General features: G+C 71.8%; 23 protein-coding genes. 15 read left to right on the plus strand and 8 right to left on the minus strand.

Annotated elements, in window-relative coordinates:
- Positions 1–38 precede the first annotated feature (38 nt).
- Positions 39–1,376, minus strand: a complete 1,338-nt coding sequence (gene hmgA / locus ACIBN2_RS23345; protein ID WP_399136856.1) for a homogentisate 1,2-dioxygenase — start codon at positions 1,374–1,376, stop codon at positions 39–41.
- A gap of 184 nt (positions 1,377–1,560) precedes the next feature.
- On the opposite strand from hmgA, the gene ACIBN2_RS23350 reads away from it, so the two are divergent.
- The 10 genes from ACIBN2_RS23350 to ACIBN2_RS23395 all read left to right on the plus strand — a co-directional run bounded on the left by ACIBN2_RS23350 (position 1,561) and on the right by ACIBN2_RS23395 (position 13,626).
- Positions 1,561–2,166: a hypothetical protein gene (locus ACIBN2_RS23350; protein WP_399136858.1), complete on the plus strand. Its 606-nt coding sequence runs from the start codon at positions 1,561–1,563 to the stop codon at positions 2,164–2,166.
- Positions 2,163–2,780, plus strand: a complete 618-nt coding sequence (locus ACIBN2_RS23355) for a TetR family transcriptional regulator (RefSeq protein ID WP_399136859.1) — start codon at positions 2,163–2,165, stop codon at positions 2,778–2,780. Before ACIBN2_RS23350 ends, ACIBN2_RS23355 begins: the two co-directional genes overlap by 4 nt.
- Positions 2,781–2,936: 156 nt before the next feature.
- The gene (locus ACIBN2_RS23360) at positions 2,937–5,189 is read left to right on the plus strand and encodes a molybdopterin oxidoreductase family protein (protein ID WP_399136861.1); all 2,253 of its coding nucleotides are present in this window, start codon (positions 2,937–2,939) and stop codon (positions 5,187–5,189) included.
- 133 nt (positions 5,190–5,322) lie between these two features.
- Positions 5,323–6,744: a CitMHS family transporter gene (locus tag ACIBN2_RS23365; RefSeq protein WP_399136862.1), complete on the plus strand. Its 1,422-nt coding sequence runs from the start codon at positions 5,323–5,325 to the stop codon at positions 6,742–6,744.
- A 32-nt stretch (positions 6,745–6,776) separates the two neighbouring features.
- The gene (locus ACIBN2_RS23370; protein ID WP_399136864.1) at positions 6,777–8,021 is read left to right on the plus strand and encodes an MFS transporter; all 1,245 of its coding nucleotides are present in this window, start codon (positions 6,777–6,779) and stop codon (positions 8,019–8,021) included.
- A 103-nt stretch (positions 8,022–8,124) separates the two neighbouring features.
- Entirely contained in the window at positions 8,125–8,802 is a 678-nt protein-coding gene (locus tag ACIBN2_RS23375; RefSeq protein WP_399136866.1) for a hypothetical protein, read from the plus strand.
- On the plus strand, positions 8,792–9,499 hold the full coding sequence (locus ACIBN2_RS23380) for a class F sortase (RefSeq protein ID WP_399136867.1): 708 nt from the start codon (positions 8,792–8,794) through the stop codon (positions 9,497–9,499). Before ACIBN2_RS23375 ends, ACIBN2_RS23380 begins: the two co-directional genes overlap by 11 nt.
- Before the next feature lie 181 nt (positions 9,500–9,680).
- Positions 9,681–11,024: an ABC transporter ATP-binding protein gene (locus ACIBN2_RS23385; RefSeq protein WP_399136869.1), complete on the plus strand. Its 1,344-nt coding sequence runs from the start codon at positions 9,681–9,683 to the stop codon at positions 11,022–11,024.
- 118 nt (positions 11,025–11,142) lie between these two features.
- Positions 11,143–12,531 (plus strand): aldehyde dehydrogenase family protein, encoded by a 1,389-nt coding sequence (locus ACIBN2_RS23390; protein ID WP_399136871.1) that lies wholly within the window; start codon positions 11,143–11,145, stop codon positions 12,529–12,531.
- A gap of 12 nt (positions 12,532–12,543) precedes the next feature.
- Complete coding sequence (locus ACIBN2_RS23395; protein WP_399136873.1) at positions 12,544–13,626, plus strand: zinc-binding dehydrogenase; 1,083 nt, start codon at positions 12,544–12,546, stop codon at positions 13,624–13,626.
- 39 nt (positions 13,627–13,665) lie between these two features.
- Here the strand turns inward: ACIBN2_RS23395 and ACIBN2_RS23400 are convergent, their stop codons facing one another.
- From ACIBN2_RS23400 to ACIBN2_RS23410, 3 genes are all read right to left on the minus strand, one after another.
- Complete coding sequence (locus tag ACIBN2_RS23400; RefSeq protein ID WP_399137451.1) at positions 13,666–14,616, minus strand: DMT family transporter; 951 nt, start codon at positions 14,614–14,616, stop codon at positions 13,666–13,668.
- Positions 14,617–14,742: 126 nt separating this feature from the next.
- Positions 14,743–15,459, minus strand: a complete 717-nt coding sequence (locus ACIBN2_RS23405; protein WP_399136875.1) for an ArsR/SmtB family transcription factor — start codon at positions 15,457–15,459, stop codon at positions 14,743–14,745.
- Between the two features lie 46 nt (positions 15,460–15,505).
- On the minus strand, positions 15,506–16,147 hold the full coding sequence (locus ACIBN2_RS23410) for a TetR/AcrR family transcriptional regulator (RefSeq protein ID WP_399136877.1): 642 nt from the start codon (positions 16,145–16,147) through the stop codon (positions 15,506–15,508).
- An 89-nt stretch (positions 16,148–16,236) separates the two neighbouring features.
- Between ACIBN2_RS23410 and ACIBN2_RS23415 the strand changes: the two genes are divergently transcribed.
- From ACIBN2_RS23415 to ACIBN2_RS23425, 3 genes are all read left to right on the plus strand, one after another.
- Complete coding sequence (locus tag ACIBN2_RS23415; protein WP_399136878.1) at positions 16,237–17,388, plus strand: acyl-CoA dehydrogenase family protein; 1,152 nt, start codon at positions 16,237–16,239, stop codon at positions 17,386–17,388.
- An 81-nt stretch (positions 17,389–17,469) separates the two neighbouring features.
- The gene (locus ACIBN2_RS23420; RefSeq protein WP_399136880.1) at positions 17,470–17,757 is read left to right on the plus strand and encodes a YiaA/YiaB family inner membrane protein; all 288 of its coding nucleotides are present in this window, start codon (positions 17,470–17,472) and stop codon (positions 17,755–17,757) included.
- A 93-nt stretch (positions 17,758–17,850) separates the two neighbouring features.
- Positions 17,851–18,474, plus strand: a complete 624-nt coding sequence (locus ACIBN2_RS23425) for a TetR/AcrR family transcriptional regulator (RefSeq protein ID WP_399136882.1) — start codon at positions 17,851–17,853, stop codon at positions 18,472–18,474.
- Positions 18,475–18,483: 9 nt separating this feature from the next.
- Here the strand turns inward: ACIBN2_RS23425 and ACIBN2_RS23430 are convergent, their stop codons facing one another.
- Positions 18,484–18,945: a MaoC family dehydratase gene (locus ACIBN2_RS23430; protein ID WP_399136884.1), complete on the minus strand. Its 462-nt coding sequence runs from the start codon at positions 18,943–18,945 to the stop codon at positions 18,484–18,486.
- 108 nt (positions 18,946–19,053) lie between these two features.
- Between ACIBN2_RS23430 and soxR the strand changes: the two genes are divergently transcribed.
- Positions 19,054–19,539, plus strand: coding sequence for a redox-sensitive transcriptional activator SoxR (soxR, locus tag ACIBN2_RS23435; protein WP_399136885.1), 486 nt, complete (start codon positions 19,054–19,056; stop codon positions 19,537–19,539).
- 41 nt (positions 19,540–19,580) lie between these two features.
- On the opposite strand, the gene ACIBN2_RS23440 is transcribed toward soxR, so the two are convergent.
- The 3 genes from ACIBN2_RS23440 to ACIBN2_RS23450 all read right to left on the minus strand — a co-directional run bounded on the left by ACIBN2_RS23440 (position 19,581) and on the right by ACIBN2_RS23450 (position 22,394).
- Positions 19,581–20,648 carry an RNA ligase (ATP) gene (locus tag ACIBN2_RS23440; protein WP_399136887.1) on the minus strand — a complete coding sequence of 356 codons (1,068 nt, stop codon included), beginning with the start codon at positions 20,646–20,648 and terminating at the stop codon, positions 19,581–19,583.
- Between the two features lie 95 nt (positions 20,649–20,743).
- On the minus strand, positions 20,744–21,472 hold the full coding sequence (locus tag ACIBN2_RS23445) for a 3-keto-5-aminohexanoate cleavage protein (RefSeq protein ID WP_399136889.1): 729 nt from the start codon (positions 21,470–21,472) through the stop codon (positions 20,744–20,746).
- A 319-nt stretch (positions 21,473–21,791) separates the two neighbouring features.
- Positions 21,792–22,394 carry a hypothetical protein gene (locus tag ACIBN2_RS23450; protein WP_399136890.1) on the minus strand — a complete coding sequence of 201 codons (603 nt, stop codon included), beginning with the start codon at positions 22,392–22,394 and terminating at the stop codon, positions 21,792–21,794.
- Positions 22,395–22,616: 222 nt separating this feature from the next.
- On the opposite strand from ACIBN2_RS23450, the gene ACIBN2_RS23455 reads away from it, so the two are divergent.
- Entirely contained in the window at positions 22,617–25,400 is a 2,784-nt protein-coding gene (locus ACIBN2_RS23455; RefSeq protein ID WP_399136892.1) for a penicillin acylase family protein, read from the plus strand.
- The last annotated feature ends 14 nt before the right edge of the window (positions 25,401–25,414 follow it).

A 25,414-nucleotide genomic window follows, 5' to 3' on the forward strand; every position in this document is an offset into this window, starting at 1 on the left:
CGAGCGGGCCGGAGAAGCACTCCGGCGGCGAACGGCGGTCAGCGCGCGCGGAAGTGGCGTTCGAGGCCCTGCCACACGTCGTCGTAGTGCTGCTGGAGGTGGTCCGCGTCCGCGGCGTGCGCGGTGAGCGTGACGGGCCAGCGGGTCTCGAACATGAACGCCAGCCCGTCGTCCACCTTCTGCGGCTTCAGTTCGGCCGCGCTCGCCCGGTCGAACGTCTCCCGGTCCGGACCGTGCGCCGACATCATGTTGTGCAGCGAGCCGCCGCCGGGCACGAAGCCCTCCGCCTTCGCGTCGTAGGCGCCCTCGATCAGGCCCATGTACTCGCTCATCACGTTCCGGTGGAAGTACGGCGGCCGGAAGGTGTCCTCGCCCACCAGCCATCGCGGCGCGAAGACCACGAAGTCGACCCCGGCCAGCCCCGGGGTGTCCGACGGGGACGTCAGCACCGTGAAGACCGACGGGTCGGGGTGGTCGTAGGAGATGGTGCCGATGACGTTGAAGCGGCGCAGGTCGTAGACGTACGGCACATGGTTGCCGTGCCAGGCGACCACGTCGAGCGGCGAGTGCTCGTAGGTCGCCTTCCAGAGGTTGCCGCAGAACTTGTTGACCACCTCCACCGGGCCCTCGACGTCCTCGTACGCGGCGACCGGGGCCTTGAAGTCCCGGGCGTTGGCCAGTCCGTTGGCGCCGATCGGGCCGAGGTCGGGGAGCTGGAAGGGGGCGCCGTAGTTCTCGCACACATAGCCGCGGGCGGTCGGGCTCTGTCCGCCGTCCGGCGTGGCGTCCAGGAGCTCCACGCGGAAGCGCACCCCGCGCGGGACGAGCGCCACATGCCCGGGCTCCACGTGCAGCAGCCCGAACTCCGTGTGCAGCAGCAGCCCGCCCCGCTCCGGGACGATCAGCAACTCGCCGTCCGCGTCGCTGAAGACGCGGTCCATCGAGGCGTTGGCGTGGTACAGGTGCACGGCCATGCCGGTGCGCTGGGTGGCGTCGCCGTTGCCGCCCAGGGTCCACAGGCCGGCCAGGAAGTCGGTGCCGTCGGCGGGGTCGGGGAGGGGGTTCCAGCGCAGCCGGTTGGGGTCGGGGACGGACTCCGTGAAGGGGGCCGTGCGGATCCAGCCGTTGTGGGTGTGCGTGAACGCCGGGTGCGCGGCCGACGGGCGGATGCGGTACAGCCAGGAACGGCGGTTGTGGGCCCGCGGCTCGGTGAACGCCGACCCGCTGAGCTGTTCCGCGTAGAGCCCGAGCGGTGCGCGCTGGGGTGAGTTGCGGCCCTCCGGCAGGGCACCGGGCACGGCTTCGGAACTGTGCTCGTTGCCGAAGCCGGAGAGGTAGGTCAGCCCCTCGGCCGTCTTGCGCGCTTCCCCGCTCATCGTCGCTCCCTTGCGGACTGCTGCGGTCTGATTCCTATGGAACACCGTAGGATTGCGCTTCCGCCGGCGCAAGAGGGTCTTGAGCCTCTCCACCAGGCATGCTTCCGGGCCTCCTCGTCAAGGAGGAGCGAGAACCCGACTCCAGGGGGATCCGGCTGTCGGACCGGTGTTCTAGTCTCCGGGCATGTCGTGGACGCGGGGTCTGTTCGCCGCGCTCGCGGTCTGTGTCCTGCTGCTGACCGGATCCGCGGGCTGCGGTTCCAGTGCTGCGCACGAGGGGAAGAACGGGGAGTCGACCTCGCCGGTGGGCAAGGTCCTGGACGACACGGACAAGGAGGGGCGGCACTACCGTGAGGTGCAGAAGAAGGGCGCGCCCGAGGTCGGGATCCAGGTGCAGCCGGACACCGGCGACACCTGGGACGTGCGCCTGGCCGTCCGCAACTTCCACTTCTCGCCGGTCGGTACGAAGCCGCGGGCGACGGCCGGCCGCGGCGTCGCGTACGTCTTCGTCGACGACCGGCTCGTCAGCCGCCTCCGCGGCCTGAACTGCCGCCTCCCGGCCAGGCTCGTCCCGCGCGGCACCCATCACGTCACCGCGCGGCTCTACGCCGACGACGGCACCGTGTGGGCCGTGAAGGGCCGGCCGATCGAGAGCACGGCGGACATCACGGCGTCGCAGGCGGCGGGCACGCCGGGGGGCCCTTCGGGCACGACGGCACTGAGTGCAACCGACAGGTATGCGCGGAGCGGGGGGCGAGGTTCTCCGGAGCGCGCCGGAAAGGCATCATGAAGTCCGTGCCCCACGCGACATCGCTACGCCGTGCGCCCGTGCAGCGGCGCAGTGCCGAACGACTCACCCGGATCCTCGACGCCTGCGCCGCACTCCTCGACGAGGTCGGCTACGACGCCCTGAGCACCCGGGCCGTCGCCCTGCGCGCGGAAGTCCCCATCGGCTCGGTCTACCGGTTCTTCGGCAACAAACGGCAGATGGTCGACGCCCTCGCCCAGCGCAATCTCGAGCGGTTCAGCGAGCAGGTCACCGAGCGGCTGAAGACGGCCGGCGACGGAGGCTGGCGCTCGGCGATGGACGCCGTGCTCGACGAGTACCTGGCCATGAAGCGCACCGCTCCCGGCTTCTCCCTCGTCGACTTCGGCAACCAGATCCCGGTCGGCGCCCGCAGCGCCGAACCCAACCACCGCGTCGCCGACCGTCTCACCGACCTGCTCTCCGGCTACCTCGACCGGGAGCCGGACGAGGATCTGCGCCGCACCTTCCTCATCGCGGTGGAGACCGCCGACACCCTCGTCCACCTGGCCTTCCGGATGGCGCCGGAGGGCGACGCGAAAATAATCGAGGAGGCGCGGGGGCTGCTCCAGGCGTATCTGGCGCGGGTGCTGGACTGAGGCCGGGCCCCCCGCGCCGGGCCCGTGGCACCCCCACGACCCCCGGCGAACGGCCCGCGAATTTCCGACGTCATCCCCGAGGGGCCTCCCCAGCATGCCAACCGGTCGGTATGCTCGACCGTGCCCAGGCGCCGTCACCGCCCACCGGGAGGACCCGTGTCCCGCACCGCTCTGCGTATCTGCCCCTTGTGCGAGGCCACCTGCGGGCTGACCCTCACCATCGACGGGACCCGTGTCACCGGCGCCCGCGGTGATCGCGAGGACGTGTTCAGCAAGGGCTTCATCTGCCCCAAGGGCGCCTCCTTCGGCGCCGTCGACGGCGACCCCGACCGGCTGCGCGCCCCGCTCGTGCGCAAGGACGGCGAGCTGCGCGAGGTCACCTGGGAGGAGGCCTTCGACGCGGTGGCCGCGGGCCTGCGCCCCGTCGTCGAGCGGTACGGCCCGCACGCGGTGGGCGTCGTCCTCGGCAACCCGAACGTGCACACCATGGCCGGCGCCCTCTACCCGCCGGTCCTGCTCGCCGGCCTCGGCACCCGCAGCGTCTTCACCGCGTCCACGGTCGACCAGATGCCCAAGCACGTCTCCAGCGGGCTGCTCTTCGGCGACGCCAACGCCATCCCCGTGCCGGACCTCGACCACACCGGCCATCTGCTCCTCATCGGCGCCAACCCGCTGGAGTCCAACGGGAGTCTGTGCACCGCCCCCGACTTCCCCGGCAAGCTCAAGGCCCTCAAGGCGCGCGGCGGCACGCTCACCGTCATCGACCCGCGCCGCACCCGCACGGCCAAGCTCGCCGACCGGCACCTCGCGATCCGCCCCGGCACCGACGCGCTGCTGCTCGCGGCGATGGCACACGTCCTGTTCGAGGAGGACCTCGTCGACCTCGGGGAACTGGCCCCGCACCTCGAGGGCCTCGACGAACTGCGCGCGGCCGTGCGGGAGTTCACGCCCGAGGCCGTCGCCGCCGCGTGCGACGTGGACGCCGGGGTGACACGTACGCTCGCCCGTGAACTCGCCGCCGCGCCCACCGCTGCCGTCTACGGCCGCATCGGCAGCTGCACCGTCCCGTACGGCACCCTCGGCAGCTGGCTCGTCGACGTCCTCAACATCCTCACCGGCAACCTCGACCGGCCCGGCGGCGCCCTCTTCCCGCAGGCGGCCACCGACCGGACACCCCGCCCGGCCGGCCCGAGCCACGGCTTCGCGCTCGGCCGCTGGCACTCGCGGGTCAGCAAGTACCCCGAGGCGAAGGGGGAGTTGCCGCTCTCCGCGCTCGCCGAGGAGATCGACACCGCGACCGGGGAGGGCGAGCCGATCCGGGCGCTCGTCTCCGTCGCCGCCAACCCCGTGCTGTCCGCGCCCGACGGCGACCGGCTCGACAAGGCCCTGGACTCCCTGGACTTCATGGTCAGCGTCGACCCCTACCTCAACGAGACCTCGCGCCACGCCCACGTCGTGCTGCCGCCGCCCCCGCCCTCCCAGAGCCCGCACCACGACTTCGCCTTCAACACGCTCGCCGTGCGCAACCAGGTCCGCTACACGCGCCCCGCCGTGCCCCTGGAGCCCGGCCGCAGGGCCGAAACCGAGATCCTCGCCCGGCTGATCCTGGCGGCGACCGGCATGCACGGCGCCGACCCGTCCGCCGTCGACGACATGGTCATCGGCCAGACCCTCGGCAAGGCGGTCAAGGAGCCCCACTCGCCCGTGCACGGCCGCGACCCGAAGGAACTCACCGCTCAACTGACCGGTGTGAGCGGCCCCGAGCGGCGGCTCGACATGATGCTGCGCCTCGGCCCCTACGGCGACGGCTTCGGCGTACGGCCCGACGGACTGTCGCTGGAGCGGCTGCTCGCGCATCCGCACGGCATCGACCTCGGCCCGCTCGGCTCGCGCCTCCCGCAGCCGCTGAAGACCAGGAGCGGCAGGATCGAGCTGCTGCCGCGGCCGATCGCGGACGACCTGCCGCGGCTGCGCGAGGCGCTGGACCGGCTCCCCGACGAGCTCGTCCTCGTCGGCCGCCGCCATCTGCGCTCCAACAACAGCTGGATGCACAACGTCCCCGCCCTGACCGGCGGCAGCAACCGCTGCACCCTGCACATCCACCCCGAGGACGCCGAGCGCCTCGGTGTGCGGGACGGGGCCGCCGTGCGCGTCAAGGGCGCCGGGGGAGAGGTGACCGCCCCCGCGGAGGTCACGGACGGGGTGCGCCCGGGCGTGGTGAGCCTGCCGCACGGCTGGGGCCACAACCGTCCCGGCACCCGGATGAGCCACGCCGCGGCCGATCCCGGCGTCAACGTCAACCAGCTCCTCGACGGCAGCCTGCTCGACCCGCTGTCGGGCAACGCGGTCCTCAACGGAGTGCCGGTGGAGGTCACCGCCGTGGCCGAATCGATCATGTCGCTGACCTGAGCAAAGCCCTGACCTGGAGTTTTGCGCTTATTGCTCGCACGTCAACGTCTTGTTAACGCCGTTTGCACCGACCTAACGTCGTCGCACCGCCTGCCCGGTGGGATGTTCAAGGGCGAACGTTAGGTATCCACTCATGCTGACCCTGCTCGGCTTTGCCATGATCGCGACCTTCCTGGTCCTGATCATGATGAAGAAGATGTCGCCGATCGCGGCGCTCGTGCTGATCCCGGCGCTGTTCTGCGTCTTCGTCGGAAAGGGCGCCCGGCTCGGCGACTACGTCATCGACGGCGTCACCAGCCTCGCCCCCACCGCGGCGATGCTCATGTTCGCGATCGTCTACTTCGGCGTGATGATCGACGTCGGCCTCTTCGACCCGATCGTCCGGGGCATCCTGAAGTTCTGCAGGGCCGACCCGCTGCGCATCGTCGTCGGTACGGCCCTGCTCGCGGCGATCGTCTCGCTCGACGGCGACGGCTCGACCACCTTCATGATCACCGTCTCGGCGATGTACCCGCTGTACAAGCGCCTGAAGATGAGCCTGGTCGTCATGACCGGTGTCGCCGCCATGGCCAACGGCGTGATGAACACCCTGCCCTGGGGCGGCCCGACCGCTCGCGCGGCCACCGCACTCAAGCTGGACGCCGGCGACATCTTCGTGCCGATGATCCCGGCGCTGGCCATGGGACTGCTGTTCGTCCTGGCGCTCTCGTACGTCCTCGGCCGCCGTGAGCGCAAGCGGCTCGGCGTGCTGACCCTGGACGAGGTCCTGGTCGAGGAGAAGGAGACCGAGACGGTGCTCGTGGGCGCGGGCGGCGGCTCAGGCCGCGGCAAGTCCCCCGTGCGCGGCGGCGGTTCGGGCAGCGGCACCGTCGCGGACCGCACGGACGAGGAGGACGAGGAGGACGACGAGCGCTTCCAGGGCCTCGACCCCGACCGGCCTACCCTGCGGCCCAGGCTGTACTGGTTCAACGCGCTGCTCACGGTGGTCCTGCTCACCGCCATGATCATGGAGTTGCTGCCGATCCCGGTGCTGTTCCTGCTCGCCGCCGCGACCGCGCTGACCGTCAACTTCCCGCACGTGCCCGATCAGAAGGCCCGTATCGCGGCGCACGCCGAGAACGTCCTCAACGTCTCCGGCATGGTCTTCGCCGCCGCCGTCTTCACGGGCGTCCTCCAGGGCACCGGCATGGTCGACCACATGGCCAAGTGGCTGGTCGGCAACATCCCCGGCGGCATGGGCCCGCACATGGCCTTCGTCACCGGCATCCTGAGCATCCCGCTGACGTACTTCATGTCCAACGACGGCTTCTACTTCGGCATCCTCCCCGTCCTCGCCGAGGCCGGACAGGCCCACGGCGTCTCGTCGCTGGAGATCGCCCGCGCCTCGCTCGTCGCCCAGCCGCTGCACATGTCGAGCCCGCTGGTCCCGGCGGTGTACGTCCTGGTCGGCATGGCCAAGGTCGAGTTCGGCGACCACACCAGGTTCGTCGTGAAGTGGGCCGTGCTCACCTCACTGGTGATCCTCGGGGCAGGAATCCTGTTCGGCATCATCTGATCCATCGCACGCATCTTCTGGAGGACTTCACCATGGGGCCCGGTGGGAACCGCGGCTGGCTGCTCCGCCTCGTCATCGCCTTCGGCTTCGCGCAGGGGGCGGTGTCGATGGCCCGGCCCGCCGTCTCCTACCGGGCCCTCGCGCTGGGCGCCGACGAGCGCGCGGTCGGCGTCATCGCGGGCGTCTACGCCCTGCTTCCGCTCTTCGCCGCGGTACCGCTGGGCCGCCGCACCGACCACGGCCGCTGCGCACCCCTGCTGCCGGCCGGCGTGGTGCTCATCGCCGGCGGCTGCGCGCTGAGCGGGCTCGCCGGCTCCCTGTGGACGATGGCGGTCTGGAGCGGGGTGATGGGCCTCGGCCACCTCTGCTTCGTGATCGGCTCCCAGTCGCTCGTCGCCCGCCGGTCCGCCCCGCACGAACAGGACCGCAACTTCGGGCACTTCACCATCGGCGCCTCGCTCGGCCAGCTGGTCGGCCCGGTCGCCGCGGGCGCGCTGATCGGCGGTCCGGACAGGGCGGGCACCAGCGCGCTGGCCCTGCTGGTGGCGGGCGCGGGGGCCGCGGTCGCGTTCACGTCGCTGTGGCGCATCGAGGACCGTACGGCGGCCGTGTCCCCTGCGGGCGCCCGAGCCCGGGTCCCGGTCGGCGGCATCCTGCGCGCCCGGGGCGTGCCCGCGGGCATGCTCGTCAGCCTCTCGGTGCTCTCCGCCACCGACATCCTCACCGCCTATCTGCCGGTGGTCGGCGAGCACCGGGGCATCGCGCCGTCGGTGATCGGCGTCCTGCTCAGCGTGCGCGCGGGCGCCACCGTCGCCTGCCGCCTGGTCCTCACGCCGCTGCTGCGACTGCTCGGCAGGCCCGCCCTGCTCACCGTGACCTGTCTGCTGGCGGCCCTGCTGTGCGCGGGCATCGCCCTGCCGATGCCGGTGTGGGCGCTCGGCGTGCTGCTGGCCGCCCTCGGGTTCTGCCTCGGCGTCGGTCAGCCGCTGTCCATGACGACGGTCGTGCAGGCCGCTCCCGACGGCGCCCGCTCCACGGCCCTCGCGCTGCGCCTGACCGGCAACCGCCTCGGCCAGGTCGCCGCGCCCGCCGCGGCGGGCCTGGTCGCCGGGGCCGCGGGAGTGGCGGCGCCGTTCGTCATGCTCGGGGCCCTGCTGTTGCTGTCGGCGGGCGGTGCGCTGCGCGCGCCCTCCGCCCCGGGCGGCGGTCAGGTGGCCCGGGGTGCCGTCGGCGCGCGTCCGGAGAGAGCGCCGTTGCGCCGGTCGAGCGACATGTGACGGCGCGTCGGGCGATGGTCGCACCGGTTCCCGGGGTGGATGTGAAAGAGAGTCAGGTGAAAGAGCGATTTGTATGAAAATCGTCTGACTCGGAGGAACATCCATGCCCCCCTTGATGCCCCCGTCCGTCGGCGCCCGTCTCGGAGCCGCTGCCCTCACCGTACTCACCGCGGCCGGGGCCTCCTGGCTCGCGACGACGGCCGCCGTGGCGGCCCCCGGCGACGGTGCCGACATCAGGATCCACAACGAGCGGGTGCCCTACGGCGTCTCCAAGGACGATCCCGAGGTGTGCAAGTTCTACCTCGACGCCGCCAACTTCGGCACGGTGACCAGCGTCGACTACACCATCACGGCGCAGCCCCCGCTGCCCACCGCGGCCACGGTGAGCGGCACGATCTCCCTGGCCGGCGGCGCCGGGCACACCGACACGCTGGGCCTGGCCGACGGCAGGTACACCTTGCAGTGGACCGTTCCGCCGACCCTGCCCGGCGCGGCGGCCACCCCGCCGAAGGAGAAGGTCTTCACGGTCAACTGCCACAGCAGGAACGACCGCGGGCAGCAGGGACCCAACCGGACCATCGAGGACCACGGCCCCGGCCCCGGCGCCGGGCACGAGGGCGGCGGGCCGAGGGGCGGTGTCCACGCCGGCGGCGGCGGCCTCGTCGACACCGTGCAGTCGTACACCCCGCTGAGCGCGGCGGCGGGCGTCGGACTGGTCGCGGTCGGCGGTGCCGTGTACGTCCGCACGCTGATCCGCCGCCGTTCGCACGGTGCTTCCTAGGCGCAGACGCAGGCCCTGGCACCGGACCCGGGCCTACCGCCTCACCAGGACGGCCCTCATCGTGGCCGTCCTGGTGACGGTCGTCCGGTGCGGCGGGCACCACCCCCCGGTCCCCTCCGTCCGGGCCGGGGGGCCGGCCGCCGCGGCGCCCGCCGAGCCGGTGCCCGGCGTCGCCGACGAGCGTCCCGGGGCCGACGGGCCGAGCCCGTCGGCCGAGCCCGCCCCGCCGCCCGACCCGCTGCCCAGGTCGCCGGCGACCGGCCTGCGTGTGCCGTCCCTGGGCATCGACGCGCCGATCGTCGCCGTGAAGGTCGGCGCCGACCAGCAGCTCGAGACACCGCCGCTCGACAAGCCCAAGCTCGTCGGCTGGTACCAGGACGGCGCCTCACCGGGCGAGGTGGGCACCGCCATCGCCGTCGGGCACCGGGACACCAGGACCGGCGCCGCGGTCTTCGCCGCGCTCGCGCAGGTGCGCCCCGGCCGCACGATCGAGGCCCGGCGCCTGGACGGCCGCACCGCGGTCTACACCGTGGACCGCGTACGGGTCTTCGACAAGGCCCGCTTCCCCGACAAGGAGGTCTACGGCCCCAGCAGGCGCCCCGAGTTGCGGGTGCTCACCTGCGGCGGGCTGTTCAGCCGCAGAACGGGCTACACCAGCAACGTCGTCGTCTTCGCCCATCTGACCGCGACCCGCTGACGCGGCGATGCGGTGCGTCCGGTTTCTCACTGGGCGGAATGAAGTGGCCGATTGTGTCGTGTGTCTTCCGCTGGGTCCGCACGGTCCGTTAACTTCCGTGACTCACAGCCCGTACGACCCGCACGGGCCGTTTTGCCGCCGAGCATCAGCACTCGCTCAGAACGCCTCCGGGGGCAGTGTCATGACGCGCGCCATCTCCCTGCACGACGTGAGCAAGACGTACACGCGAGGTGTTCGCGTGGTGGACCGGCTGTCGCTGGACATCAGGCCGGGAGAGTTCCTCGTGCTGCTCGGGCCGTCGGGCTGCGGCAAGTCCACCGTGCTGAGAATGATCGCCGGGCTGGAGGAGATCACCGAGGGCAGACTCCTGCTGGACGGCGAGTGCGGCAACGACCTGCTCCCGTCCGACCGGAACATGGCGATGGTGTTCCAGAACTTCGCCCTCTATCCGAACATGACGAGCCGCGGCAACATCGGCTTCCCGCTGCGCGTGGAGAACCCCGGGGAGGACCCCCGCCCGCGCGTGGACGCCACCGCCCGCATGCTGGGCATAGAGGACCTCCTCGACCGCTTCCCGAGTCAGCTCTCCGGCGGCGAGCGCCAGCGCGTCGCGATGGGCCGGGCCATCGCCCGCCACCCCTCCGCCTTCCTGATGGACGAGCCGCTGTCCAACCTCGACGCCAAGCTCCGCAACCATCTGCGGGCGGAGATCTCCAAACTCACCCGGGAACTGGGCGTCACCACGGTCTACGTCACCCACGACCAGGCCGAGGCCATGTCGCTCGGCGACCGGGTCGCCGTACTGCGCGGCGGGGTGCTCCAGCAGGTGGGCACACCACGCGTGGTCTACGCCCTGCCCCGCAACGTCTTCGTCGCCGCCTTCATCGGCACACCGCGCATCAACCTGCTGCGCGGTGTGGTCCGGGCCCCGCTCGACGGCGCGATGACCATCAGCCTCGGCAAGCAGTATCTGCGGCTGCCCGAACCCCTCACCCTGGACCACCAGTTGCTGCGGGTGCAGCAGGGCCGGGAGGTGATCGTCGGGCTGCGCTCCGAGGCCGTCCGGATCGCCAAGCACGCCTCCGCCCGGACCGGCGAGGTGCCGCTCACCGGGCTGGTGGAGCACGTGGAGTTCCAGGGGCACGAGGTCCTGGTGCACTTCAACACCGGTTCCCGGCCCGCCGTCGTACCGGATCTGGAGGCGCCGCGCATCGCGCCCCGGCCCTCCCGGCGCCGTCGCCGGGACGGCGGCACGACGGTGCTGGCACGCATCCGGGAGCGGGCGGAGGCCCTGCGTGCCGGGCCGGTGGTGGTCATGGACGACGCCGGCGACACGGGTTCCGAGACCGCGGGCGCGGAGGCCCGCCTCCCGGGCGACCTGGTGGTCCGCACCACCCCCGACATCGAACTCCGCCACGGCATGCAGGTCCCGCTCCTGGTCGACCTGGCCCATCTGTTCGTCTTCGACCAGCACGGCGAGCGGATCTGCCCGTCCCCGGCGCGACTGCCCGACCTGGACGAGTAGGGGCTCCCCGAGGCTCCCGGGGAGGGGGGGCGTCTGGCGCCGGAAAACTATCGCCGCTAGTTTATGTGGCGTCGGTAGGTTTGACGCGCACGACGCACCCCGCCCCCGGAGGAGCACCATGAAGGCACACGACGGCATGTACATCGGCGGCGCCTGGCGCCCCGCCGTCGGCACGGAGACGATCGAGGTCGTGAACCCGGTCGACGAGCAGGTGGTCGCCCGGGTGCCGGCGGGCACCGCCGAGGACGTCGACCAGGCCGTACGGGCCGCCCGCGCCGCCTTCCCGGCCTGGGCCGCGACATCGCCGGCCGAGCGGGCCGCCCGGCTGGCCGCCCTGCGGGACGTCCTCGCGGCGCGCAAGGACGAGATCGCCGAGACGGTCACCACCGAGCTCGGCTCGCCGCTGAAGTTCTCGCAGGGCGTCCACGCGGCGGTGCCGATCGCCGTGGCCGGCTCGTACGCCGAGCTGGCGGCGACGTACGCCTTCGAGGAGAAGGCCGGGAACTCGACCGTCCATCTGGAGCCGGTCGGCGTGGTCGGCGCGATCACGCCGTGGAACTACCCCCTGCACCAGATCGTCGCCAAGGTCGCCCCGGCGCTCACGGCGGGCTGCACGGTGGTGCTGAAGCCCGCCGAGGACACCCCGCTCGTCGCCCAGCTCTTCGCCGAGGCGGTACACGAAGCGGGCGTCCCCGCAGGGGTGTTCAACCTGGTCACCGGCCTCGGCCCGGTCGCGGGACAGGCCCTCGCCGAGCACCCCGAGGTCGACCTCGTCTCCTTCACCGGCTCCACCGCGGTCGGCCGGCGGATCGGCGCGACGGCCGGCGCCGCGATCAAGCGCGTCGCCCTGGAGCTGGGCGGCAAGTCCGCCAACGTCATCCTGCCGAGCGCCGACCTCGCGAAGGCGGTCAACGTCGGCGTCGCCAACGTCATGTCCAACTCCGGCCAGACGTGCAGCGCCTGGACCCGGATGCTGGTGCACCGGGACCAGTACGACGAGGCGGTCGGCCTCGCCGCGGCCGCCGCCGCCAAGTACGGCGAGCGCATCGGCCCGGTGGTGAACGCCAAGCAGCAGGCGCGGGTGCGCGGTTACATCGAGAAGGGCGTCGCGGAGGGCGCGCGGCTGGTCGCCGGCGGCCCCGAATCGCCGCGCGAGCAGGGCTACTTCGTCTCGCCCACCGTCTTCGCCGACGTCACGCCCGAGATGACCATCGCCCAGGAGGAGATCTTCGGCCCCGTCCTGTCGATCCTCCCGTACGAGGACGAGGAGGACGCCCTGCGCATCGCCAACGGCACGGTCTACGGCCTTGCGGGTGCCGTCTGGGCCGGTGACGAGGACGAGGCGGTGGCCTTCGCCCGCCGGATGCAGACCGGCCAGGTCGACATCAACGGCGGCCGCTTCAACCCCCTTGCCCCCTTCGGCGGTTACAAGCAGTCGGGCGTCGGCCGTGAACTCGGTGCGCACGGCCTGTCCGAGTACCTGCAGACCAAGTCCCTCCAGTTCTGAAGGAGCCTTCCCGTGGTTCGCGCAGCAGTTCTCCCCGCCGTGGGCGCTCCTTTGGAGATCACCGGGATCGACCTCCCGGACCCCGGCCCCGGCCAGGTCCGCGTCCGTCTCGCCGCGGCCGGGGTGTGCCACTCCGACCTGTCCCTGTCCAACGGCACCATGCGGGTGCCGGTCCCCGCCGTCCTCGGCCATGAGGGCGCGGGCACCGTCGTCGCCGTCGGCGAGGGCGTCACCCATGTCGCGCCCGGCGCCGAGGTCGTCCTCAACTGGGCGCCGTCCTGCGGAAGTTGCCACGCCTGCTCGCTCGGCGAGGTGTGGCTGTGCGCCAACGCCCTGAACGGCGCCGCCGACGTCTACGCCCACCGCGCCTCCGACGGCTCGGACCTGCACCCCGGCCTGAACGTCGCCGCGTTCGCCGAGGAGACCGTCGTTTCGGCCGGGTGCGTCCTGCCGCTGCCCGACGGCATCCCGCTCACCGACGCCGCGCTGCTGGGCTGCGCGGTCCTCACCGGCTACGGCGCCGTCCACCACTCGGCGCGGGTGAAGGCCGGGGAGACCGTGGCGGTGTACGGCGTCGGGGGAGTGGGCCTGGCCGCACTCCAGGCGGCCCGGATCGCGGGTGCCGCGCGCATCGTCGCCGTGGACGTCTCCCCGGAGAAGGAGGAGCTGGCGCGCGGCGCGGGCGCCACGGACTACGTCCTCGCCTCCGACACGACGGCCCGCGAGATCCGCGGCCTGACGGACAAGCAGGGCGTCGACGTCGCGATCGAGTGCGTGGGCCGCGCGGCCACGATCCGCACGGCCTGGGACTCCACCCGCCGCGGCGGCCGTACGACGGTCGTCGGCATCGGCGGCAAGGACCAGCAGGTCACCTTCAACGCCCTGGAGATCTTCCACTGGGGCCGGACGCTGGCCGGGTGCGTGTACGGCAACTCGGACCCCGCGAAGGACCTGCCGGTGCTGGCCGATCACGTCCGGGCCGGCCGGCTGGACCTCGGCGCGCTGGTCACGGAGCGGATCGGCCTGGACGGCATCCCGGCGGCGTTCGAGAACATGCTGGCGGGCAGGGGCGGCCGGGCGCTGGTGGTGTTCTAGGGCCTGCTGCCCGCCAAGGGCCCTACAGACTGGGTGCGTTCACGCGGATTCCGCGGCGCCCTCGGGCTGCGGCTCCGGAGCCTGCTTCGGCGCCGCGGCCCGGACGACCGTCCGGCTCCTCGGCCGGGACCGGGACACCGCCACGCCCGCCAGGCACAGCACACCACCGCCCAGCGTGAGCAGTCCCGGCACCTCACCGAGCGCCAGCCACGACATCAGGACGACCAGCGCGGGCACCGCGTACGTGGTCGCGCCCATGCGGGAAGCGGTCGTACGGGCCAGCGCGTAGGCCCAGGTCGTGAAGGCGAGCGCGGTCGGGAACACTCCCAGGTAGACCATGTTCAGGGTCGCGGAGACCGGCGCGCCGGCGGCCTCGCCGATCAGTTGCCCGGCGAACGGCAGGCAGCCCACCGCGCCGATCAGGCACCCGAACGTCGTCACCTGCAGCGCGCTCGCCCTGCCCAGTGCCGGCTTCTGCGCGACGACCCCGGCCGCGTAGCCGACCGCCGCGAGCAGGCACAGCAGCACCCCGAGCACCGACGAGCCGCCGTCGCCCGACATCGACAGCCCGACCGCCACCGCGCCCGCGAACGACACCGCCATACCGGCGAGCAGCCGCGGCGGCATGGGATCGCCGAGCAGCCGCGTACCGAGCAGCGCGATGAGGATGGGGCCGATGTTCACGACCAGCGCCGCCGTACCGGCGTCCACCTGCTGTTCGCCCCAGTTCAGGACCACCATGTAGAAGCCGAACCACAGCGCCCCGGATATCGCGATCCCGCGCCAGGCCGGCCGCGGCGGCAGCCCTTCTCCGCGGACGATCAGCAGCACCCCGAGCACCAGTGCCCCGGACAGCAGCCGCCCGAGCGCCAGCGCCCCCGGCGAGTACGCGGCCCCCGCACTACGGATCGAAACGAAGGCGGAGGCCCACAACACGACGGTGACCAGGGCGGCACCTGGAGCGAGCAGCTCGGTACGACGGATGTTCATCATGCTCCAGAGGCTAGAAGGGAGAGGAAGGAAGAGCTCGCGGATTTCGGACGGGGGGTTCGTACAGCGCCGCCAGGGGCGCGGGGAACTGCGCGATCAGCCACAACACACCCGCAGAGGCACAACTCAGCGCAGCGAATCGGCGCTGATGCCCAGCAGTTCACGCAGGGCCCCCTCACCCTCCGGGGTCACCTTCACCGCCCGCTCCGAGCCGATCCGCACACACCACCCCGCATCCAGTGCATGCCGGCACAGCGCGGCACCCGCCACCCCCGCCAGATGCGGCCGCCGCTCCGTCCAGTCCAGACACGCCCGCGCCAGCGGCCGCCGCCCCCTGCGGTCGAGCGTGATGCCCGCGGTGCCGAACCACTCGACTCCCGCGTCCGTCAAGGCGAAACCCGTGTCCTGCCGCAGCAGCCCGCGCAGCGTCAGCGCCTCCGTGACCGCGATCCCCAGCCGCCCCGCCAGATGGTCGTAGCAGGTGCGCCCCCGCGCCATCGCCGCCCCGGCACTCGACTCCCGCAGCGTGCGTGGCCGTGGTCGTACGGAATCGGCCGGGGCCGCCTGCGCCGCGAGGTCCTCGACGAGCTGCGCGACCCGGGTGCCGGCGAGGCGCACGTAGCGGTGCCGTCCCTGCCGGTCCTCGGTGAGCAGCCCGCCCGCGACGAGCTTGCCCAGGTGCTCGCTCAGCGTCGACGCGGCGACGCCCGCGTGCCGTGCCAGCTCGCTCGCGGTCCAGGCCCGCCCGTCGAGCAGCGCCAGCAGACACGCGGCGCGGGTCTCGTCGGCGATCAGCCCGGCGAGCCGGGCCAGCTGCGGTGCCTGCGGATCCCTGGTGGTCATGCATCCCAGGATGGGGCACGGACACTTCGGCGCAGGCCGAAGTGTCTCAGGCGTTCCGCCGGGCCTGCTCGTACTGCTGCACCAGCCCGTCGAGCAGCGCCGTGAGACCCGTTTCGAAGGCCCGCTCGTCGATCTTCTCCTGCTGCTCGGCGAGCAGGTGGGCCTGCCCGAGGTGCGGGTAGTCGGCCGGGTCGTAGGCGCCGGCGTCGGCGACGAAGCCCCCGGCGAAGGAGCCGAGGGCGGAGCCCATGATGAAGTACCGCATCAGCGCGCCGATGGAGGTGGCCTGCGCGGGCGGCCAGCCGGCGTGGACCATCGCCCCGTAGACCGCGTCCGCGAGCCGCAGTCCGGCCGGGCGGCGGCCGGGCCCGGTGGCGAGCACCGGGACGATGTTGGGGTGGTCGCGCAGGGCGGTCCGGTAGGAGGTCGCCCAGTCGTGCAGCGCGGTCCGCCACTCCCGGCCGTCCTCGAACATCGACAGGTCGACCTGCGCGCTCACCGAGTCGGCGACCGCCTCCAGGATCTCGTCCTTGGTGCGGAAGTGGTTGTAGAGCGAGGGCCCGCTCACCCCCAGCTGCGCGGCGAGCCGGCGCGTGGAGACGGCCGCGAGCCCCTCCGCGTCCACCAGCGCACGTGCCGTCTCGACGATGCGGTCGGTGCTGAGCAAGGGCTTGCGCGGTCGGGCCATGGCGCACATAGTAGGGCTGCACTCGGAAACTAGCAGTGCTAATTTAAATGTACGGCTTTCAAGGTCCGTCAACTGTGGGGTGACTCGGCATGAACCTGGAGCTCAGCGAGGAGCAGACCGCCGTCCGGCGGCTCGCCCGGGACTTCGTGGACCGCGAGATCGCCCCGCACGTCATCGCCTGGGACCGGGCGGAGGAGGTCGACCGGTCCATCGTGAAGAAGCTCGGCGAGGTCGGCTTCCTGGGCCTCACGATCGACGAGGAGTACGGCGGCTCCGGCGGCGACCATCTCGCGTACTGCCTGGTGACGGAGGAGCTGGGGCGCGGTGACTCCTCCGTGCGCGGCATCGTGTCCGTCTCGCTCGGGCTGGTCGCGAAGACGGTCGCGGCCTGGGGGAGCGAGGAGCAGAGGCGGCGGTGGCTGCCGGGGCTCACCTCCGGCGAGCACGTCGGCTGCTTCGGCCTGACCGAGCCGGGCACCGGCTCCGACGCAGGGAACCTCTCCACGCGCGCGGTGCGCGACGGCGACGACTACGTCCTCGACGGCACCAAGATGTTCATCACCAACGGCACCTGGGCCGATGTGGTGCTCCTGTTCGCCCGCTCCACCGACGCCCCCGGCCACAAGGGCGTCTCCGCCTTCCTGGTGCCCGCGGACAGCCCCGGCCTGACCCGCCGCACCATCCACGGCAAGCTCGGCCTGCGCGGCCAGGCCACCGCGGAACTGGTCCTGGAGGGCGTGCGCGTCCCCGCCTCGGCGATGCTGGGCGAGGAGGGCAAGGGCTTCTCGGTGGCCATGTCCGCCCTGGCCAAGGGGCGGATGTCGGTCGCGGCGGGCTGCGTGGGCATAGCGCAGGCCGCGCTGGACGCGGCCGTGACGTACGCGGGCGAGCGCGAGCAGTTCGGCACGCCCATCGCCGGGCACCAGCTGGTGCAGGAGCTGATCAGCGACATCGCCGTGGACGTGGACGCGGCGCGCCTGCTCACCTGGCGGGTGGCCGACCTGATCGACCGCGGGCAGCCCTTCGCGGTCGAGTCCTCCAAGGCCAAGCTCTTCGCCTCCGAGGCGGCGGTCCGCGCAGCCAACAACGCCCTCCAGGTCTTCGGCGGCTACGGCTACATCGACGAGTACCCGGCGGGCAAGCTGCTGCGCGACGCCCGCGTGATGACCCTCTACGAGGGCACCAGCCAGATCCAGAAACTGCTCATCGGGCGTGCGCTGACCGGGGTTTCGGCGTTCTGAGGACCTGCCGAGGACTTTCTGAGTAGCCGGATGAGTATCTCGGCGGATGTGGTTCCGGCCACGTCCGCCGACCCTTGTCGCATGAGTGACACACCGGTCAAGCAGCAGAGCACGGCCGCCTTCTACGGCCAGGCCGTCGCTTCCTTCGCCGTCGCCATGGTCGCGACCGCCGTCGGGATCTTCCGGCTGGACGCCGACACCTGGGTGCGGGCCTTCCTCGGGATCGCCGTCCTGTACCTCGTCACCTCCGCCTTCACGCTCGCCAAGGTGATCCGGGACCGGCAGGAGGCGGGGCAGATCGTCAGCCGGGTCGACCAGGCGCGGCTGGAGAAGCTGCTGGCCGATCACGACCCCTTCGAGAAGCTGTGAAAAGCCCTGAGGAGCTCTGAGCGGGCACACTAAGCGCCCGCTCACCTTCAGCGGTATGGTGGGGTCTCTGTCTGTGAGAGGGGTCGGCGAGCGATGAGTACGGCGGAGGAGACGGTCGGCGGCGAGGCGTCCGCGTGGGGCGAGGTCACGCCCGACGCGGCCCGGCGACTGCTGGTCGCCGCGGTGGAGGCCTTCGCCGAACGGGGGTACCACGCCACCACGACCCGGGACATCGCGGGCCGCGCGGGCATGAGCCCGGCCGCGCTCTACATCCACTACAAGACCAAGGAAGAGCTGCTGCACCGGATCAGCCGGATCGGTCACGAGAAGGCGCTGGAGATCCTGCAGACGGCGGCCCGGCGCGAGGGCACCGCGACCGAGCGGCTCGCGGACGCGGTGAGCTCCTTCGTCCGCTGGCACGCGGGCGGCCGTACGACCGCCCGGGTCGTGCAGTACGAGCTGGACTCGCTCGGCCCCGAGGCCCGCGAGGAGATCCTCGCGCTGCGCCGCAAGTGCGACGCCGAGGTGCGCGCGGTCATCGAGGAGGGCGTGGCGGTCGGCGAGTTCGACGTACTGGACGTGAAGGGCTCCACCCTCGCCGTCCTGTCGCTGTGCATCGACGTCGCCCGCTGGTTCAACGTCGACGGCCCCTGGACGCCGGACGAGGTCGGCGCGCTCTACGCCGACCTCGTGCTGCGCATGGTGGGGGTCAAGTAGCCGCCGCGCTCAGAGGTAGAAGCGGGCCACCGACTCGGCCACGCAGACCGGCTTGTCCCCGCCCTCGCGCTCCACGCTGTAGGCGACGGCCACCTGGACACCGCCCGGCACGTCCTCGACGCTGCTGATCCTCGCGGTGGCACGCAGGCGCGAGCCGACCGGCACGGGCGCGGGGAAACGGACCTTGTTGGTGCCGTAGTTGACGCCCATCCGCACGCCCTCGACACCCATCAGCTGCGGGCCGAAGAGCGGGAGGAGGGAGAGGGTCAGATAGCCGTGCGCGATGGTGGTCCCGAAGGGCCCGGCGGCGGCCTTCTCCGGGTCGACGTGGATCCACTGGTGGTCCCCGGTGGCCTCCGCGAAGAGATCGATCCGCTTCTGGTCGATCTCCAGCCAGTCCGTGTACCCCAGCTGCTCTCCCACCGCCGCCTTCAGCTCGTCGACGGACCTGAAGATCCTCGGCTCTGCCATGTCCCGGCCTCCCGTGCCTCGCAATGTCTAAGCAACTGCTTAGCATGGTCGGGCGGGCATCCGATGTCAACGGACCGCCACGGGGAGCCGGTGGGTAGGGTTCGAGGGGTGCCCCAGATTCCCGAGAAGATCCACGAGCTCACGGTCGGCCAGCTCGCCGCGCGGAGCGGCGCCGCCGTCTCCGCCCTGCACTTCTACGAGTCCAAGGGCCTGATCAGCAGCCGCCGGACCACGGGCAACCAGCGCCGCTACCACCGTGACACGCTGCGCCGGGTCGCCTTCGTACGGGCCGCGCAGCGCGTCGGCATCCCGCTGGCCACGATCCGTGAGGCGCTCGCCGAGCTTCCCGAGGAGCGCACCCCCACCCGGGAGGACTGGGCCCGCCTCTCCGAGGCCTGGCGCACCGAGCTCGACGAGCGCATCAAGCAGCTCAACCGCCTGCGCGACCACCTCACCGACTGCATCGGCTGCGGCTGCCTGTCCCTGGACACCTGCGTCCTGTCCAATCCGGACGACGCGTTCGGGCAGAGCCGTTCGGGGTCGCGGCTCATGGTCGAGCCGGGCGGGAGCCGGAAGCGGCAGGAGCAGAGCTGATCCGATCCGGGCGGCGGGCCTGCCGCCCGGGCCGGACCTGCTCACTCGTACTCGGTGCCGCCCTTCCTCGTCAGGTAGGCCGCGCTGACCGCCTTGGCGATCGCCCTGCCGCCGGTCACCGGGCTGTACCGCTCCGCCGCCGGACGGATCACGACCCCCTCGCGCAGATGCAGTTCCCGCCCGGACACGGTCTCCCGGCCGCTCGCGATCCCCAGCACCCGCTCGATGTCGTACGGCCCCTCGTACAGCCGGGGCACCAACGGCAGCTCCCCGCCGAGCAGTTCGCCCGCGTCCAGCCACCGCACCGTGCCGTCGATCTCCGCGCTGACGTCGAACACGGCGTACCCGAGCGTCTCGCGGCGCCCGTCGGCGCCGTAGGTCAGGTCCTGGACCCCCGCGCCGTACACCTCGCCGAAGACGCCGACCCGGCGCGCGCCGAGCCGCTCGGTGAGCCGGGCCGCGGCCCGGGCGACGCCGTGGCCGTGCACCGCCCGCCAGTACAGGTTGCGCGGATCCTCCTTCAGGGCCAGGGACTTGGCGCCGAAGCCCTTGGAGGAGACGTGCACCCGGTCCTCGTCGGCGAGATAGGTCAGCAGACAGGCCGAGCCGTGCAGCTTCTCGGTCAGGACCACATCCTCGCCCGCTGCGAAGATGTCCGGAAACCGCTGGATGTTCTCGATGTCCACCCAGGGCAGCAGATCGGGCGCGGACTCGACCTCGCCGTTCATGGTGGGCGGGATCGGCGGCACCCACTTGGTGATGCCCAGCCGCTCGGCGAAGTCCGTGCCGTCCAGGGCGGCCCGCGCCAGGTCGACGTCCGCGAGCGCCCGCGGCCGGCACACGATGCCCTGCGACAGCTCGCCGCGCAGCCGCACCGCCTTCACCCGGTCCGCGTTGCCGCCCGCCAGCCGACCGGTCAGCCCCAGCTCCTCGATCAGCCCGGCCGGCAGCACGGACTGCTCGGGGATGTAGAGGGCGGCGTCGCCGGTGCGGTAGGCGCCCTTGGCGACGACCGCCCGGTACAGGCCCACCTGGGCCAGCTCGAGCGCGTCGGCGTTCGGATGCTCGTGGATCGTCAGCACTTCGGCGGTGACGCGGAGCGTCGACATCGGAAGTCCCCCTCGGCAGTCGGTTTCTCAGGCGTGTTGCATCGCCTCCCAACCATCCGGACCGGAAAGGGGTGGAGCGAGCGGATTTGCCGGTGCTAGCTTCGAGGGCGGTACCGGGCCAGGGCCTCCGTCACCAACTGCGCGTTGGATCGGGCCTGTTGGCCGTCCGGCAGCAGCAGGGTGTCCTCCAGGCCGATGCGGGTGGCGAGCCCCAGGCGGCCGGCGAGGCGCAGCACCGGCCAGGCGCCGCCGTCCTCGCCGTGCAGCAGCACCGGGCGGCCGTGCGCGGAGCCCAGGCCGGACAGCAGGGTGCGCGCCGTGTCCTCGGCCGTGTCCGCCGAGGTGTCCGTCACCTCGGCCAGCACCCGCAGCACTCGCGGGCCGAGCGGGGAGACGGCGAACCTGGCCGCCCCGTCCGTCCCGGACCAGATGCCGGCCTCGACGCCCACCCCGAGCCCGATCAGCGTGGCGGCGATCTCCTCCGCGCCCTGCTCATGCCAGTTGACCGAGGCGTGGTCGGGCAGCTCGGGCAGGCCGGCCCAGCTCCGGACCCGCTCCAGCCGGGCCGCCGCATCCGGCTCGGCCCAGGCGCCCGTTGTGACACCGACCGGCACCGGCACCCGCGCCCGGATCGCCTCCAGCGTCGGCGCGAGCACCCGGGGCGAGAGCGAGTCGTGGCCGCAAGGCGACTTGGGATGGACATGGAGATCGGTCGCCCCGGCCGCGACGGCTCGCGCCGCGGACTCGGCCATCGCCCGAGGGGTCAGCGGCACCCTCGCACCGTCGGCGGACCCGCGCGGTCCGTTCAGACACACCTGCAGCATGGCCCAAGCCTCGCAGGCGTCACCGACAACTACCCGGTGGCCACCGGGGGTCAGGGTTTTCAGGGGGTGCGGCATCCCCGGCGCACCCCCGCCGTACTCAGGGCCTGGCCGGCGGATCAGGCCGGCGTCGCGGGGTCTGGCACGCACATCTGCCGCGTTGTCGTCGGTTGCCGACTCCCCCGCTCTCGACTTCGCTCGACCGGGGGGACCCCCATCGCGTCGACGCCCTCCTCCGCCTTGCAGCTGCACGCACCAGACCCCGCTCGAGTAGATCAAGAGGCGCCGTGTCTTACAGCCGGCCTGATCCGCCGGCCAGGCCCTAGGCCGACACGAGCAGCCTTCCGCGCCTTGCGTCCGCCAGGGCCTCGGGCTTGAGCACGGGCCGTGGCACGAGAATTCCACAGTGTGTGCAGACCGGACCGGCCGAGGGTTCGTGGTCCAGGCCGTACTTCCAGATCAGGCGCTCGTCGCCGCACACCGGGCAGACAGCCCCCGGTTCGCGCTCCAGGGCGGCGATCAGCCGGCGCAGCACTTCGGCCAGCGGTTCCCTGGGATGCACCCGCGGATCGTCGCACCAGGCGACACCGAATCCGCCCCAGGTCATCCGGTGCCAGTCGTCAACCGTGCCCGGCCGGCGAAGTCCGTCGTGCTTCTCCTTCTTGCGCCGCTCGGCGAAATCCCCCTCGTAGGCCAGCCAGACCGAGCGCGCTTCTTCCAGTTCCTCCAGTGCGGCCACGAGCCGCACCGGGTCGGGGGAGCGGTCCTCGGGACCGAACCCTGCCCGGGAGCACAAATGGTCCCAGGTCGCCCTGTGCCCGTAAGGAGCGAACCGCTCAAGGCACTTGCGCAGTGAGTAGCGCCGCAGTGCCAGATCGCACCGCGGGTCGCGGACCTGTCTCGCCAGACTCCGGAAACCGGCCATCGCCCTGCACCTCCGTCACACCTGCACCTGTACTTCGGTCACTTCGGCGTCGTCGTACGGACGTCGCCGAATAGACGTATCGACAAGCGAATCGGCTCCATCCGATTTCCGATGCCCTCCATAAGCCCGTCGTACGACTCCAAAACTTGACGCATGTTCATCTTCACTCCCGGGGATACCGCCGGTAACGTCCCGGCTCACCCCACGTCGGTAGGAGCTGCCATGCCACGACGCACCTCTCGTAGCGCCCTGTTCAGACTGAGAACTCCCGGCGGACTCGCCGGGTTCCTGAAGACGGCATCCATATGCGTCCTGATTGCTGGTCTTTTGTCCCCGCTGGCCCAGGCGACGGCAGCCGCCGCCACGGCCTCGAACGACTACTGCGGCGGTCAGTGCTCCGACATCGTGCCGCCGGGTGAGAACGGCAACGCGACGCTGGCGCAGATCCTGCTCAACCAGGCCTTCGGAACCCAGCCCGACCATGCGGAGGACCAGCTCGGGCCCTATGCGAACCTCGCCTCGGGGTACTCCACGCTCACCGACACGAAGATCAACAACTTCTTCAACGACGCGTCGTTCGGGGTCGCTTCCGACCAGGTCGCCTCCTCGGAGAAGCCGGCCGGACGCGGTGACGTCACGATCGTCCGCGACAAGAAGACGGGTGTGCCGCACATCACCGGCACCACCCGTTACGGCACCGAGTTCGGGGCGGGGTACGCCGCGGCCGAGGACCGGCTGTGGCTGATGGATCTGTTCCGGCACGTGGGGCGCGGCCAGCTGACCTCGTTCGCCGGTGGCGCGGCCGCCAACCAGGGGCTGGAGCAGCAGTTCTACCGCAACGCCCCCTACACCGAGGCCGACCTGCAGGCCCAGATCGACAACGCGGTCGCGAACAACGGCGCCCGCGGCCAGCAGGCCCTCGCCGACGCGAACGCCTACCTCGCCGGCATCAACTCCTACATCGACGCCTCGGACTCCGGCCGCTACTTCCCCGGCGAGTACGTCCTGACCGGCCACAAGGACGCGGTCACCAACGCCGGCACGATCGACCACTTCAAGGTGACCGACCTGGTGGCCCTGGCCTCGGTGATCGGCTCCCTGTTCGGCTCCGGCGGTGGCGGCGAGGTCAACAACGCCCTCTCGCTGATCGCCGCCCAGTCCAAGTACGGGGTGGAGGAGGGCACCAAGGTCTGGGAGTCCTTCCGCGAGCGCAACGACCCCGAGGCCGTCCTCACCGTCCACGACGGCCAGAGCTTCCCCTACGGCACCAAGCCCGCGAACGCGCAGGGCCAGGCGCTGCCCGACGCCGGCTCGGTGACGACGGAGCCGCTGGTCTACGACGCCACCGGCACCGGCGCGAGCCAGAGCGCCACCGCGGCCGCCCGGCAGGCGACCGCGACCGCCCTCAGCTCCGCGAAGCGCGGCATGTCCAACGCCCTCGTCGTCAGCGGCAAGTACACCGCGAGCGGCCATCCCGTCGCCGTCTTCGGACCGCAGACCGGCTACTTCGCCCCGCAGCTGCTCATGCTCCAGGAGATCCAGGGCCCGGGCATCAGCGCGCGTGGCGCGTCCTTCGCGGGCCTGAGCATGTACGTCGAACTCGGCCGCGGCCAGGACTACTCGTGGTCCGCGACCACCTCGGGCCAGGACATCATCGACACCTACGCCGTCGAACTGTGCCAGGACGACTACCACTACCTGTACCACGGCACCTGCACGGCCATGGACAAGATCGAGCAGAAGAACGCCTGGAAGCCGACCACGGCCGACGGCACCGCCGCCGGGTCGTACACCATGCGCGTGTGGAGAACGAAGTACGGACCCGTCTCCTACCGGGCGACCGTCGGCGGCAAGAAGGTCGCCTACACCACCCTGCGCTCCTCCTACCTGCACGAGGCCGACTCGATCATCGGCTTCCAGATGCTCAACGACCCCGACTACGTGAAGAGCCCCCAGACCTTCCAGTCCGCGGTGCAGCACATCAACTACACCTTCAACTGGTTCTACGCCGACTCCCAGCACACCGCGTACTACAACAGCGGCGACAACCCGGTGCGCGCGAGCGGCGTCGACACCGAGTTCCCGGTGTGGGGGCAGGCCGCCTACGAGTGGAGGAACTGGGACCCGGCCACCAACACGGCGGCCTACACGCCCGCCTCGCAGCACCCCAACTCCATCGACCAGGACTACTACGTCTCCTGGAACAACAAGCAGGCCATGGACTACACGACCGCGAGCTGGGGCGACGGCTCGGTCCACCGCGGGAACCTGCTGGAGGACCGGGTGAAGAAGCTGGTCGCGGCCGGCGGGGTGACCCGTACGAAGCTGGTGCAGGCCATGGCGGACGCGGCGCTCGCCGATCTGCGCGCCGAGGACGTGCTGCCGGACCTGCTGAAGGTGGTCAACAGCAGCACGGTGACCGACCCTACGGCCGCGGCGGCCGTGAGCAAGCTGCAGACCTGGCTCACGGCGGGCGTGAAACGCACGGAGACGTCGGCGGGTTCGAAGACGTACGCCGACTCCGACGCGATCCGCATCCTGGACGCGTGGTGGCCGCTGCTGGTGAAGGCCGAGTTCCAGCCCGGACTCGGCGACGACCTGTACACCGCGCTCACCGCCAACCTGCCGATCGACGAATCGCCGTCGGCAGGGCACGGGCCCACCGGCTCGCACGCCGGCAGCTCCTTCCAGTACGGCTGGTGGAGCTACGTCGACAAGGACATCCGGGCGGTGCTGGGCGGGTCGGTGAAGGGCCCGCTGGCCGAGAAGTACTGCGGCGGCGGCAGCCTGAGCGACTGCCGGGACGCATTGATCAGCACGCTGAAGGAGGCGGCCGGCAAGTCCGCGTCCGAGGTCTACCCCGGCGACGACCTGTGCTCCGCGGGCGACCAGTGGTGCGCCGACTCGATCAACCAGCGCACCCTGGGCGGCATCAAGCACCACAACATCAGCTGGCAGAACCGGCCCACCTTCCAGCAGGTGGTGGAGTACACCTCGCACCGGTGACGTACGGCGGACGA

The organism is Streptomyces sp. NPDC050534, from assembly GCF_044457745.1.
GTDB lineage: Bacteria > Actinomycetota > Actinomycetes > Streptomycetales > Streptomycetaceae > Streptomyces.